At 64.7% G+C, this 12,761-nt stretch carries 16 protein-coding genes; 5 read left to right on the plus strand and 11 right to left on the minus strand.

Annotated elements, in window-relative coordinates; genetic code table 11:
• Nucleotides 1–289: 289 nt before the first annotated feature.
• The 7 genes from BJ971_RS31035 to BJ971_RS31065 all read right to left on the minus strand — a co-directional run bounded on the left by BJ971_RS31035 (nucleotide 290) and on the right by BJ971_RS31065 (nucleotide 7,871).
• A complete protein-coding gene (locus tag BJ971_RS31035; RefSeq protein WP_221478876.1) occupies nucleotides 290–2,557 on the minus strand; it encodes a tetratricopeptide repeat protein in 2,268 nt (755 codons plus the stop codon).
• Between the two features lie 137 nt (nucleotides 2,558–2,694).
• Nucleotides 2,695–3,099: a Het-E N-terminal domain-containing protein gene (locus tag BJ971_RS31040; RefSeq protein WP_184996701.1), complete on the minus strand. Its 405-nt coding sequence runs from the start codon at nucleotides 3,097–3,099 to the stop codon at nucleotides 2,695–2,697.
• A 433-nt stretch (nucleotides 3,100–3,532) separates the two neighbouring features.
• Nucleotides 3,533–5,980 (minus strand): FAD-binding oxidoreductase, encoded by a 2,448-nt coding sequence (locus BJ971_RS31045; protein ID WP_184996702.1) that lies wholly within the window; start codon nucleotides 5,978–5,980, stop codon nucleotides 3,533–3,535.
• A gap of 191 nt (nucleotides 5,981–6,171) precedes the next feature.
• The gene (locus tag BJ971_RS31050; RefSeq protein WP_184996703.1) at nucleotides 6,172–6,486 is read right to left on the minus strand and encodes a hypothetical protein; all 315 of its coding nucleotides are present in this window, start codon (nucleotides 6,484–6,486) and stop codon (nucleotides 6,172–6,174) included.
• Nucleotides 6,483–7,208 (minus strand): hypothetical protein, encoded by a 726-nt coding sequence (locus BJ971_RS31055; protein WP_184996704.1) that lies wholly within the window; start codon nucleotides 7,206–7,208, stop codon nucleotides 6,483–6,485. Before BJ971_RS31055 ends, BJ971_RS31050 begins: the two co-directional genes overlap by 4 nt.
• A gap of 15 nt (nucleotides 7,209–7,223) precedes the next feature.
• Nucleotides 7,224–7,556, minus strand: a complete 333-nt coding sequence (locus BJ971_RS31060) for a hypothetical protein (protein ID WP_184996705.1) — start codon at nucleotides 7,554–7,556, stop codon at nucleotides 7,224–7,226.
• A gap of 3 nt (nucleotides 7,557–7,559) precedes the next feature.
• Nucleotides 7,560–7,871, minus strand: a complete 312-nt coding sequence (locus BJ971_RS31065; RefSeq protein WP_184996706.1) for a hypothetical protein — start codon at nucleotides 7,869–7,871, stop codon at nucleotides 7,560–7,562.
• Nucleotides 7,872–8,126: 255 nt separating this feature from the next.
• Between BJ971_RS31065 and BJ971_RS31070 the strand changes: the two genes are divergently transcribed.
• Nucleotides 8,127–8,735, plus strand: a complete 609-nt coding sequence (locus BJ971_RS31070) for a hypothetical protein (protein ID WP_221478877.1) — start codon at nucleotides 8,127–8,129, stop codon at nucleotides 8,733–8,735.
• A 33-nt stretch (nucleotides 8,736–8,768) separates the two neighbouring features.
• On the opposite strand, the gene BJ971_RS31075 is transcribed toward BJ971_RS31070, so the two are convergent.
• Both BJ971_RS31075 and BJ971_RS31080 read right to left on the minus strand, forming a co-directional pair.
• A complete protein-coding gene (locus BJ971_RS31075) occupies nucleotides 8,769–9,020 on the minus strand; it encodes a hypothetical protein (protein WP_184996707.1) in 252 nt (83 codons plus the stop codon).
• Nucleotides 9,017–9,241 carry a hypothetical protein gene (locus BJ971_RS31080; RefSeq protein WP_184996708.1) on the minus strand — a complete coding sequence of 75 codons (225 nt, stop codon included), beginning with the start codon at nucleotides 9,239–9,241 and terminating at the stop codon, nucleotides 9,017–9,019. The genes BJ971_RS31075 and BJ971_RS31080 overlap by 4 nt, the downstream gene beginning before the upstream one ends.
• 114 nt (nucleotides 9,242–9,355) lie before the next feature.
• Between BJ971_RS31080 and BJ971_RS31085 the strand changes: the two genes are divergently transcribed.
• Complete coding sequence (locus BJ971_RS31085; RefSeq protein ID WP_184996709.1) at nucleotides 9,356–9,607, plus strand: GntR family transcriptional regulator; 252 nt, start codon at nucleotides 9,356–9,358, stop codon at nucleotides 9,605–9,607.
• Here BJ971_RS31085 and BJ971_RS31090 read toward each other — a convergent pair.
• Nucleotides 9,584–10,315, minus strand: a complete 732-nt coding sequence (locus tag BJ971_RS31090; protein WP_184996710.1) for an HAD family hydrolase — start codon at nucleotides 10,313–10,315, stop codon at nucleotides 9,584–9,586. The two genes, BJ971_RS31085 and BJ971_RS31090, sit on opposite strands and share 24 nt — an antisense overlap.
• The gene (locus BJ971_RS31095) at nucleotides 10,312–11,178 is read right to left on the minus strand and encodes a GntR family transcriptional regulator (protein WP_184996711.1); all 867 of its coding nucleotides are present in this window, start codon (nucleotides 11,176–11,178) and stop codon (nucleotides 10,312–10,314) included. The genes BJ971_RS31090 and BJ971_RS31095 overlap by 4 nt, the downstream gene beginning before the upstream one ends.
• A 359-nt stretch (nucleotides 11,179–11,537) precedes the next feature.
• On the opposite strand from BJ971_RS31095, the gene BJ971_RS41750 reads away from it, so the two are divergent.
• From BJ971_RS41750 to BJ971_RS31110, 3 genes are read left to right on the plus strand one after another with little or no spacing between them, the layout of a single operon-like run.
• Nucleotides 11,538–11,783, plus strand: a complete 246-nt coding sequence (locus BJ971_RS41750) for a DUF6284 family protein (RefSeq protein ID WP_184999202.1) — start codon at nucleotides 11,538–11,540, stop codon at nucleotides 11,781–11,783.
• Complete coding sequence (locus BJ971_RS31105; RefSeq protein WP_307837428.1) at nucleotides 11,780–12,496, plus strand: DUF2637 domain-containing protein; 717 nt, start codon at nucleotides 11,780–11,782, stop codon at nucleotides 12,494–12,496. The genes BJ971_RS41750 and BJ971_RS31105 overlap by 4 nt, the downstream gene beginning before the upstream one ends.
• 44 nt (nucleotides 12,497–12,540) lie before the next feature.
• A complete protein-coding gene (locus tag BJ971_RS31110; protein WP_184996712.1) occupies nucleotides 12,541–12,702 on the plus strand; it encodes a hypothetical protein in 162 nt (53 codons plus the stop codon).
• Nucleotides 12,703–12,761: the final 59 nt, after the last annotated feature.

Genomic DNA, 12,761 nt, shown 5'->3' on the forward strand with positions numbered 1-12,761 from the left:
CGTCCGGGGCGGTACGGTGACCACCTTCGACCAGGGGCGGGGCACAGACGACGGACCTCGACGGACCTCAATGAACACCGGTGAACCTCGGTCGGACTGGGCGGAACTGAGACGGCGATTGAGACGGAGCACGCCCCGCCCGTACAGGAGCAGAGCACGGCTCGGGCGGACCCCGGAGCTGCCCCTGGCTATCGGTGAGCTGTACACGGATCTGCGTGGCCTCCGTCTTCGCTGCCTCGGCCTGTTCGTTTGCCTAGTCCCTCAAGCTGGTACGAAAGGTTGCCGCGTATCAGTGCTGGGGGTGCTGTAAGTGAGCAAGGTTGTTGCGGGTGATCAGGGTGTGGGGATGGTCGGCGCCGAGCACCCGCAGCAAGTCGGTGAGCAGCTGCTCGAAGGCCGTAGCGGCGCCGACCGGATCGCCGGCCTGGCTGCGCCAGTATGCGAGGTTGTTGCGGGTGGCCAGGGTGTGGGGATGGTCGGCGCCGAGCACCCGAAGATAGTCGTCGAGCAGCTGCTCGAAGGCGGTGACAGCGCCAGCCGGATCGCCGGCCTGGCTGCGCCAGGATGCGAGGTTGTTGCGGGTGGCCAGGGTGTGGGGATGGTCGGCGCCGAGCACCCGAAGATAGTCGTCGAGCAGCTGCTCAAAGGCCGTAGCGGCGCCGGCCAGATCGCCAGCCTCGCCCCGGCACCGAGCGAGGTTGTTGCGGGTGAGCAGGGTCTCGGGATGGTCTGGGCCGAGCACCCGCATGAAATCGTCGAGCAGCTGCTCGAAGGCCGTAGCGGCGGCGGCCGGGCCGCTGGTCTTGCCCTGCCAGGAGACAAGGCTGCCGCGTGCGACCAGAGTGTCGGGGTGGTCAGGTCCAAGCACCCGCAGCATGTCGGTGAGTAGCTGTTCGTAGGTGGTGGCGGCGGCTGCGGCGTCGCCGGTCTCGCCCCGCCAGCGGGCGAGATCGCCGTGGGCGGTCAGGGTTTGAGGGTGGTCGGGGCCGAATACCCGAAGGTCGTCGTCGAGCAGCTGCTCGAAGGCAGCGGCGGCGCCGGCCGGGTCGCCGGCCAGGCCGCAACACCGGGCGAGGTTGTGGCGGGCGGCCAGGGTGTTGGGGTGGTCGGGGCCGAGCACCCGCAGCAAGTCGTCGAGCAGCTGCTCGAAGGCGGTGGCGGCGCCGGCCGGGTCGCCGGCCGCGCCGCGGCTGTGGGCGAGGTAGCCGTGGGTGACCAGGGTGTTGGGGTGGTCGGGGCCGAGCACCCGCAGCAAGTCGTCGAGCAGCTGCTCGAACGCGGTGACGGCGGCGCGGACTTGACCGGTGTGTCCGAGGCTGCTTCCGGCCCGAAACACGATCGGGTGGGTGTTCGGGCTGATGAGGCTGTCGCCGCTGTGCTGGCGTAGGGCGGCGGTGTTGGCCCGCAGCGTTTGGCTGATGGTGGGGTCGCGTTCGATGCCGGGCCAGATGGCGAGCAGGGCGTCGGCGGCGATGTGCGCCGCCGTAGAGCGTTGAGCACGGGTGCGTTGGTCGCGGATAGCGCGTTGAACCAGGGCGTGGATGCGCAGGGTGCCGGCGTTCGGGTCGAGGGTGATCAGGCTGAGCCGGTGCAGGTTGCGTAGCGCGTCGCCAGCATCGTCGGCCTCAACCTCGTCGTTGCCACCTCTCTCTTCCGGAGTGTGGATTTGGGTGCGGCGGCGGGCGAGGTAGGCGAGGGCGGCGGCGGTGGCGAAAAGGGTGGTGGGGATGCCGTTGGGGTCGAGCATGGCTGCTAGTTCGAGAACGGGTCGGGCGAGCCCGGTCGGGGTGAGATGGTCCGCGGCGGTGATGGACAGTGACCAGGTGACGTCCACGGTGGCCTGATGGTCGTCAGGCAGAGCGTGGGCTTCTGGGAACAGCTCGGCGAGCTTCTTGCGATGGTTGGCCAGGCGAGTGCGATAGGTGGCGCAGGTCAGCCCGCGGTCGAGCAGGTAGGCGGCTGCCTGTGCCAGAGCGAGGGGCAGATGGCCGAGGTCGGCGGCCAGTTCGGCGGCCTCCTGCAGCTTCCTGGGATCGTGGTGAAGTTTGTCGGCCAGGTATCTGGCCGCCTCGTCCGGGGTGTAGAGGCCGACATCGACTACCTGTCGGTGGGTGCCGGTGAGGGCGTTGTCTCGGCGGCGGGTGGTCACCAGTGTCCGGCCGGTGCTGGTGGACGGTGGCCAGAGACGGGCTAGGTCGGCCGGGGTTTGCAGGTCGTCGAGGACGATCAACCACCGCCTGCTGGTGGTGGCGAGCCAGGCCAGTAGCCTGGCCGCGGCGAGGTCAGGGTCCGGGTCGTCGACGCCGGTGACGTCACCTGCGGCCTGCGCGTAACCGGCGATGATGGCCGGCCGATTGGCGGCAGTGACCCACACCAGCAGATCCACCTCGCCGGTCGCCCAGGCGTGATGGGCGTGACCGGCTGCGAGCTGGGTCTTGCCGACGCCGCCCAGCCCGGACAGTACCTGGGTGAGCACTGCGATCTGCCTGGCGCCAACCACCGCGTCCAGGTCGTGCCCGACCGTGCGGGGCTGGAAGCCGTCAGCCAGCGCCGGCACCACACCCACCCGGTGCGGCCATCTGATCGCTGTGCGCCCGCCGATGTGGACCGGGCCGTGGAAGACACCAGCCGGACCGTAGCTGGTGCCGACGGTGACCGTCTGCGGGTCGGTCGTAAGGCCGGGAGCGGGTGACCTCAGCTCGCTGCCGGCGGTGCTGGGGGGACCGGCTGCCCCTGGTTGAAGGTCACCGGCCCGGAGAACTCGCCGACCGCACCGTAGTTCTGATCCACCTTGATGTTGATGGTCTTCGCCTTCTGCGGGTCGGCCAGTGCCAACAACCGCATGGCGGCGGCCAGCACCTGCTCGTCGGCCGCCGCACCGGAGGAGGTGAGTTCCTCGCCCAGGCGTGCCTGCCACACATCAGGGTCAGTCTCGTCAGCCTCCAGCACCTGCGGCGCCTGCTCCCGGCCGGCGACCCAGCGGCCCAGCAGCTTCTTCAACCCGGTGTAGGCGTCCTGCACCGCCGCAGTCGCCGTGTTCGTCATCCCAGCGCTCGCCCCAGCCGCCAACGCCGCCACGATCAACTCCACACCCGACATCGCCACCACCCCAATCGTCGGCGGGCGAAAACCTCAGTGTCGCATCCCGTGACCACAGGACTACCAAAACGATGATCCGGCCCCGGCCAGCGCGAGGCTGGTTCCGCCCGCTACGAGATGTGGCGAGAGGCGGAGTAGCGGTTCCACGTGCCATCGGCGTGGATGACCTGGCGGGCGGTGTTGGTCTGGTGGAAGTCGAGCGCGTCAGCGACGGCCGGCGCAGGAGCCTGCAGCACGAGCTGCCGCAGGGCGGAGACGCGGGCCTCCTTCGGACAGGATGCCGAGCCCGCGTAGCCGCTTGGCGGCCGTGGTTTAGGAGAGCGACTGCCCGGCGATCGGATTGCGCGGAACTGAGACGACGATTGAGACGGAGCACACCCCGACTGTCCAGGAGTAGAGCGCGCAAATCCTATTGTCAGCGACGGATTCAGGCCTAATCCCCCAACTCCGACGGGATGGCTGAATCATAGATCCGCGAAGACGTAGGGCCCGTTGACTTTCGAGGACGCCTCGGGTAATCGGCCCACATCTTTGCGAAGGCAGACTCCTCTTGAGTAGTAAATCGAAGAACTTCACTTGGCTCTGCGAATTGCGCAGACGTCATTACGTGCTGCGGTAAGTCGACGCCCGGCAAGCCCAGCCAACCTAAGCCTGATGGCCAAAGTAGCAGAAGTTCCTGGCCGCGATTGTCTGAGAGAACGACCGTCGCTCGCGCTGCTTCGTCCCGCTGCGTTCGAACTCGGCGGAAGATCTGCCGCGAAAATCCTTTGTCCTGAATCGCCTCTACCGCATCTCTCACCGCGTCTAGGCTCGAGCGAAGCCTTTCGGTCTCGACACGATCGCGCCGCGAATGAAGCCAATCATTCCGTGCATCACTAACCTCTGCGCCGATTAGCCTGGTGGAGATGTGATCCAGGGTTCGGAGGATGTCTGTCTGGCTATCAGGAAGTAAATCAAGGAAGGGAACTGTGTGACCGAAGGGAAATCGTTGCAGCTCCTGTGATTTAAACCACTCAGGAATTCTATTATTGGCGCGTACGTGCTGACTCGCGGCGCCCTGGTAGGCGCGTAGGATCTTCGCCAATAGTCCGAAACCTCTCATCATTGGGTAGAGCGAAATCCGGTCTTCGATCGTGAGACGCGGTTTGCCATCCGCATCCACTTCAATTTCGGCCCGAGCCCTCAGAGTATCGAGCGCGCGCGGTGCGTCGATCTCATCACGGTAAGTAAAACGACGATCGCTCGAATAATGATCTGTAGTCAATGCCCACGTCGTGAACATCAGTGCATCCTTCAGAATGTCTTCCAAGGCGACGAAGTAGTTCACGGCCGCACTTCGCACGTCGTCTTCGTCTGGGCCGACCCGACCTCGAAGTGTTGTCTGCCGAGTAAGCGCGATCAAATTGTCGTGTAGCGCCCAGAATCGCTGATGGGGATCCCTGAAGTCCTCCACCGAAAATCCAAGTTTCCATAGAACTCCGTTGATGCGGTCGTCATCTGACTTCATCAACTTGTCGGCCAAAGTGAGGCGTTCAGCAGCAACAATGAAGTTGCTGCGCCGAGCCAGGAGCAATTTCGATACAGCGTGACGGGGCGTACTTGACCTCAAGTATTGCTCGACGACCGCGTCAAGGGTGTCTGTGCCCTCGTGCCGCAGCTCCAGGTGCCACGCGAGTTCCAATCGGTCGTCCTCGCTATCAAATCGGTACATCTGCCGCACGAGCCGCCGCAATCGAAGCGTCGACAGGGAGGCGTCCTCCGATTGAATTCTTACGCCGTGTCTACTCAGCTCGGCTTGAAGGTCGAATGCCCCCGTGTATTTGAGACCGTTTACTACTGGAACGCGGATTTCACCGTCGGGAATAACAATTTCACCTGCAAGAACTAACGCGTCGAGGGCAGCGAACATTTCTTGATCCGAGGTGCAGAGACTTAGTTGGAGCATCTGGGCAGAATCAAGCCGACTTGCTATGTCGCCAGCCTTTCCGCTCGGTCCGCCAAGCTTCCGTAGCGTCTCCCGTAGCGCAGGCCCACTGTTGAGAAGTTTGGAAAAGAAGAGACGCAGCTCGGGCTCAGACAACGCATCACCGAGCAGATCGGCGAGCCCGTCTCCAGCGAAGTCGTTGTACATATCACCGGAATACATACCCGACCTGCGAAAGTAGCCTGGCCAGTCACTGATGTCCGGATATTCGTGATCTAGCAGCTTGGCGGCCTTGGAATGATCTTCATTTATATCGGCGTCATATGCTGTCTCTAATAGATGCCGATGAAGCATCGTGCACGTGACGTCCGCGCAATGATACATTACCCACTTGACAGGTGGACAAAATCGTTTGTGGGAGGACTCGATTATGCCATAGGGGCCAGTCACGAAATTGCCAACCTGAAAAACGCCTTGCGGCGTTCCTTCCAGAAGCTCCAACGTTTCGCGATGTGAGATCTGGTTCTTTGCATTAAAGCCGAGGTCGTGGCACTTGTCGTAGAGGAGGCGGCCGTAGGTAAAAGGGTACCGGATTACCTGCTCGTCGGATTGCTTGACGGAACTACTACTGGCCACCTGTTTCGATAACACTTCTACAAGGCGATTAATGTCGGTTGCTAACGGATCCACTAGAAGATCGGCCTGCAATGGCTCAAGCAGACATATGAATCGGGCACGCGGATAAGGAATTCCACGTTTAACCATCTTTTCGACAATCCGTTGCCCCTCGGCCGTAAGAGCCACCGGGTCATACATAGGTTGCGTGATCTTATATTTGGACGTGATGATGCAGTGCTCAGCGAGGTGCCGAACATCCAATAGGCGTCTCAGCGCCGTTCTAAATTCGGCGGACGAGTATCGATCTAGTAGTTGATCATCGTTGAGCACCTCTACCATCACCTCACCGTACGGTCGATAGAAGGCTTAGGAAAGGCCAGGCTTCCCCAGCAAGGTCTGTACTACCCCATCGACCGAGATTGTTGGCCTTGTCGCCAGTTCCGTTGTCCCTACGCCGAGGGTTTTATGGCTGGCTGGGCCGGGCGGGCTACTTGTCGGGCAGACTGGGTTCGGCCCCCTGATCAGACCGATCAGCGGTTTTCGGCGTCGCCGAGGTACTCGTGCGTGCTCCGGTCGAGTGCTTCACGTTCCTCTGGAGTCAGGCTCGCTTGCCAGTCGCGGAAGCGGTCGGCAGCCTCGGTGAGCTGGGCCGCGTACACGGAGCTGCGGCCGACCGTGCGTAGATCGGTGCGGCCTTCGAGTACCTCGGTTGCCATCTCGGCCAGTTCGGGTCCGGCCCCACCTTGGCGCAATCGCTTCAGAGCTTCCTTTGTCGCTTCGGCTAGACGTGGGTTGGTGGTCATCTGCTGGAGCTGGTGGTCGATGGGCTCTTGCTCGTCGCTCATGGGTTGGCCTTCGGCGCGGAGTAGGGGGTTGCCGGCAGTGGCACGGCGGACAGGTCGCCGCCTTGGCCGGCGAAGGCCATCCCGCCTCCGAAGGCCGCCAGGATCACGGTTCCGGCGGTGTTGATGATCTGCGACGCCTTGTTGACCAGCTTGATGATCTGGATGGCTTGGTAGGCGGCTACGCCGTAGCCGGCGACGGCGCCGACGCCGGTCTCGGCTGTCACGGTTCCGGCGGCCGCCGCGATGCCCATGATGATCGCCTCGTCGGCGATGGCCTGGAGCAGGTTCCCGAGTTGGTTGCTCAGTTGCCACGCGCCGCGGGCCGCGTCGTGGTAGCCCTTCGTGGCGGCGTTGAGGGCGGCTTGCTGGCCGCTGACCGTGGCGGCAAGGGTCGAGAAGTAGTTGTAGGCGGCGTCGCTGGCGTTGCCGTCCCAGGTCTGGTCCACCTTGATCACGCCGGACTGGATGTCGATGCCGATCTGCTGCATGGTCTGCGCGAGGCTGGCCATGGCGTCACCGAACTTGTAGAGCGCTACCCATTCGCCCGTGAGCGCGTCTGTCGCGTATCCGAAGATGTCGATGCCCGTGGTCGTCTCGATCAGATCGTTGACCCAGGCAGACGGGCTGACGTAGTTGAAGACGTCGAGCGGGTTGGTGAAGCCGTTCGTCACGCTCTCGTCGGGCTCCCCCGGAGCCACCAGATACTGCGTTGCCTCGGACATGTCTGTTCCCCGTGGTCAGTCGCGGTTCACCGATGGCCGTAGCGCGACGGGATAGGTGGCATCGACTCGCGCGGCCGAGTCCTCGTCACTTGCCTCGTACTGGGTGGCGATCTCGTTGAGCGCACGGCTGGAGGAGTCGGTCAGGGCCTGAAGATGGTTCAGCATCTCGTCGAGCTTGCCTACCCACTCCGAGTGCGCTCCGGACAGCACTCCGATGATGCCCGTCTCGTGAAAGCTGAAGCTGCCGTGCGCATGCACGTACGCCTTTGCGGCGTCGGCATCGGAGTACGCCTGTTGGAGTGTGGTGGCGAAGACTCGGAGGTCAGCGGGCTCGACGCCGAAACTCATGGTCTACCCCATCTCGTAGAGGCCGTAGGCCGTTCCGAAGAGCAGGACCAGGCCGGCCAGGCCATACACAATCGCCTTTGGCCATATTCGGTCCAGCTGCCCAGGGTCGTCGCTGCGGTGCAGCCCGACCGCGTAGTAGGCCGCGGGCACGAACGCGCAGCCGGGAATCAAGAGGATGGCGAATCGCAGCGGCTCTACCGACGCGCCGCGCAGGGCGCCGGCCACGCCGGCGACGAGCACGATGAGCCAACAGCCCACGAAGAAGAGCACGAACTTGCCCACCAGCCGCCGAAGCTCAACCGCCGTCCCCGTCACGCCGCTTCTACCTCTCCCTGGTCGCCCGACCTGACCGTACCAAGGTTGAGCATGTCTACGACGCCCCGAGACGGCGGCAAACGTCGATGCGTGAGGTCTCAGTGCTGCCTCTTGAACAGGAGAAACGTTGCCGGGCAAGCGGATCGTCGCTTCCGCGAGGTGTCCAGCGGCGAACGTCAACTGACAATGCCTACATCGGAGGCGGGAGACCATTTCCGCATCGACAATGTTGACCATGCTGCGTACCGTGCTCGGATGATCACGACCGGGCAGGAGCCCAGCCGTTGGACCCGGCTTACATCGGGCTACGTACGTTGGGAGCACCGCAAAGCGGCCCGGTTCAATAGCTGGTCGTCGGGCCGCCGTTGGGCGACGTTCGTACTCCTACCTACGCTCGTGTTCTGCTGCGGTGGGACCGTGGTCGGCGTACCGGTGGTATGGGCGATCCGTGAGACCGTCGAAGCAAGCCGCGGAGCACCCTCGCCGGATGCCGCAGCAAACGAATACCTCATGGCTCTCGGCTACGACACCGAGGATGGCCTGCTGCCCGTCCTCGACGATGACCACCAGGACGAGCTGGTGGCGGAGTGGCGCGCCTACCGGAAGGCGATGGACAGCACCAATCCACCGCCGGCCCGGCTCGATTTCGGCGCCTTGGCGGTCGGGCCGCTTGATGACGGACAGGCGGCGGTTACCGCCGACGTCTCCGCGACCTGGTGGGACACAGGCGGCCCAGCGACCAGTTACCGCAGCAAGGCGTTTACCTGGCGGTTCAGGGCTCGTGAGGACGACGGGTGGCAGGTCGTGTCAGTCGAAGCGCCAGCCTGGTGCGGGGGTTACGTGCGTCAGGATGCCTGCCAATAGGTGGCACCCTCGCCGAGGGCGCCACCCTTCGCGTCAATCCGCCTCGCTCCAGCCGGCCGCCAGCGCGATCCGGCGGACGGCTTCCTGTTGGGTGAAGCGGCCAATCGGCCGGCCCGTGTCGCCTGGATTACGGCCGCGAACGTAACCGTTCCACTTGTTGCCGATGCTGGCGTGTATCCAGCCGATCAGGGTGCCGTTCCAGTAAACCCCGTAGCCGCCGAGGGGGGTCCGAGCAAGCTGGATCCCTCGGAGGAAGGCGTCGCGTCCTGGCTGCATGGGAATCACCGGATCCAGCCGAAGAAGCGATCGGCCAGGTCATCCGGGATCGTGCCGGCGGCGGCGTGATCGTCGAACGCCTCCCAGTGGCATATGCCCACGTAGACGATCAGCGACGACCGGTCGCCGAGGTATTCGTGCGCGAGGGCCGACTTCGCGTTGGCGCATGGCCATGCCTCACCGCACTTGCCGCAGTCCCACGATGGCCGTTCGGGAACGTGCTCATCCATAACTTGCCTTCCAGGGTCGATGACTCATTCTGGTATCTGCTTGTACAAGCTTGTTCTTGAACGTACAAATATGTAGTTGCGGGTATCCGCTCAATGACGGTCGTTTAGCTTGAGATGGTGATTGAGCCGGACGGGCCAGTACCGTCCTATCTCCAACTCGTCGAGATCCTCGTCGAGCGGATCGGACGTGGCGAGTGGCCGCCAAACCGGCCCATTCCGAGTGAGTTGCAGCTTGTTCAAGAGTTCGGCATTGCACGTGGAACGGTCCGCCGCGCGATTGCCGTGCTCAGGGAACGCGGGTTGGTCTTCACCGTGCCCCAGCGAGGCACCTATGTAGCACCCTCACCGGCCGCCCCGACCGAGTGACTCCTGCGCGTCGGCCTGTTCGCACCTCCTGACAAGCGTTTCAGCGATTGGCCCCATGCTGGTGATCACCACATCGGCCCCGGCCTTGCGGAAGGCATCGACCTTCGGCGGCCGGTTGGCGTAGCCGATGACGCGGACGCCGGCCGCCTTGCCTCCGTCGATGTCCGACAATGAGTCGCCGACCAGAACACTTCGACCTGGTGCCGCGCCGAGCATGCGAACGGCACGCGTGATCGGTTCGGGGTTCGGCTTCATCCGTTCCGGCTCGGCATACGCGCGGCCGATCACTGGAGTGACGTGTCCAGTGAGTCGGTGCGCTGCGAGATACGCGGCGACCGCGCCGGCCGAGTTGTTGCTCACCACGGCGACCGGTAGCCCTGCCTGTCGGGCAGCCACGATCACTTCCCGGCCGTAGGGCGTAGGCGCCGCGGTCTGGACAGCGCGGCGCTCTGCCTCGCACAGCGCATCTTCGACAATGCGCATGATGCTCTGGTTACCGGTCGATCCGGTCCACCGCAGCACCTCAAGCGGATCCGTCTCGCTGGCCAGACTGCCTGGCACCTCGACCCGGTGTTGATGCAGGAGCTCCACCAGTTCGGCCGCCACGTCATGTGCCGGGTAGCCAGCGAAGATGCCACACACAGGTCCGTCGAAGTCGAGCAGGATGACGTCGACATCGGCGAACAGCCGATCGAGGTCGGCGCTCATCCGTCGTACCGGTAGGCGATCGTCGACCATACGGAGTCGAACCATTGGCGGGATGCCTCAACGAACTGGGTGCCGTGAGAGGCGTCGTCGTCGGTTACGGCGTAGTGGAACAGCGGCACGTCCTTGCCCATCAGGTCGTAGATCGCCATGGGCTCACCCTTGATCGAAACAGTGCGCTCGACGACGGGATAGAAGCCGTAGAAGACCTCCTCGCCGTTGAGGATGTAGAGCTTGAACAGCGGTGAGGCGCGGTGCATCCGGACCTCGACGGTGGTGGAGCGGATGAGGCCGAGGTCGCCCAGCTCGGCGACCTGGTCAATGATGCCGTCGGCGGCGCGGCGGGTGATCCGCTCGGCGCGTTCTCGGACGGCCGGATCGTCCGACTGTGTCTCGGCGCGTGCGGGCAACGCCATCGGTGCGGTCATGTCGGAGATCAGTACCCGCACGGCGATCGTCTCAGGCGCAAGCCGGCCGACCCTGACCTTGTCGAGCGCTTCGGCGAGGGCGTCTCTCAGCGTCTCACCGGAGAATCCCGCGAAGTCGATGGTGACGTGCGGGCGCTCGAACGAGGCTTCGATGTGTGGACGAAGTTCCACCGCGCGTTGGGTCTGAGCGCGCACAAACGCGCCGCTTCCCTGGCGGGTGACGATCAGCCGCTCAGCACGCAGTAGCTCAAGGGCGCGTTTCACGGTCTCGCGGGCCACGCCGTAGCGGGCCGCGAGGTCGGGCTGCGACGGAAGCTTGTCGCCCGGTTCCAGGCGTCGCGTGAGGATGGCCGCGCGCAGCTTGTTGGCGATCTGCTGGGACGCCTGTTTCGGGTCGTCGGGGTCTAGCTGGCCAAGGAAGTCAAGGTTCTCGGTCACCACTACACCGTAGCTCTGACTAGCCAAGTTAGGGAAGTTCTACTTTTGGTCTTGACCTGACTAGCCATGTCGGCATACCTTGATCTCGGTCGACCTGGCTAGCCAGGTAAGCCAAGAGGCCAGCAAGGACGGGAACGGCGGCACGGGTTGCCGCACGCCATGACACCGCTGGGTCCGACTTGTTCTCTGACAACTGGATGCAGTGGGCCGCACCTCCCCGTAGCGCATTTCTTGCGCCGAAAAGGTCGCCACGCACGGCTCAGGCTCGTGCACACCTTCCCATGAATCCGCAGGTCGGCGCGGTGGCCAACGTTCTCGCGTTCGCTGCCGCGCCGGCCCTGCCCCCTGGAGGAAATCCCGTGAGGAAGTTTCACCGCATCACCGACGGACCGTCGGCTGCCGAGCTGGCCGAGATCGAGGCCGAGTGGCCGCTGATCGCCGCCGAGCTGGACCTGTTGGACGCCGAGATCAACCTCATCAACGCCGCCGACCATGGCGGCCCGACCGCGCTGGATTGGCGCCGCAAGCGCCGGGCGGAGGCCAAGGTCACCCGCGTGGCAGCCGAGCTGGCCGCGCCTCCCACCCTGCGGAAGGCGGTCGCATGATGACCTCCGACCTCAATCGGCTCAAGCGGCTCGGATGGGCGATCCGCGCCGTGTTCGCCCTCGGGATCGCCGCGTCGCTGGCAGGGAACGTGCTGCACGCCGAGAACAACGCGATCAGTCAGGCGATCGCCGCGTGGTCGCCGCTGTCACTGCTGCTGGCCGTCGAGCTGATCTCTCGGGTCCCCGTGAGCCGAGGCGCCAGCGCGGTCGCCAGACTCGCTGCAACCGCGGTCATCGCGGGCATCGCGGCATGGGTTTCGTACTGGCACATGGCGGGAGTCGCTGCCCACTACGGCGAGTCGGGCGCATCGCCGTACCTGATCCCGTTCAGCGTGGACGGCCTGATCGTGATCGCCTCAGTTTCGCTGGTGGAGATCGGCGGTCGGATCCGCCGCATCCAGGGGCCGGCCAAGCCTGCCGCCCCGGCCGTGACGGCCCCGGTCGTCACGCCGCCACCCGCCCAGGTCGTCGAACCTGCCCCGGCTGCGCCGGTCAAGAAGGCGCCCGTCAAGCGCGTCAGGCCACGTCCCGCATCGGCCGTCAAGGTTGCCAAGGTCGCCGCGAACAACCGGGGCGCGAGCGTCGCCCAGATCGCCGAGAAGGCCGGCGTCTCGGAGTCGACCGCGCGGCGTCACCTCGCCGCGCTGCGCGCCACCAACGCGTCACCATCCGCCCCCGAGCCTGCGCAAACCCCGGCCCTTACCGCTGCCTGATGGCCTGACTCGTGCGAGGAGAACTGATGGACACCGTGACCGCTATGACCAACCAACTGAGCACCTTGCGCACCGAGCTGCGGGTGTTGCGTGCCTGGGCCGAGAGCCAGCTCGACGCAGACACGGACTGGCAGAACGTCGCCGAGCACATGACCGCCGTGCTGGATGCCCTGATCTGCGGCGAGGTTCCGCCGCGCCCGCTCTGACGATGCCCGGCGGCACAGCCCACTGGCCTGAGAAACCGTGCTGTGCCGCCGGTCCCTCC

Origin of the sequence: Amorphoplanes digitatis (assembly GCF_014205335.1) — a bacterium.
Taxonomy (GTDB): domain Bacteria; phylum Actinomycetota; class Actinomycetes; order Mycobacteriales; family Micromonosporaceae; genus Actinoplanes; species Actinoplanes digitatus.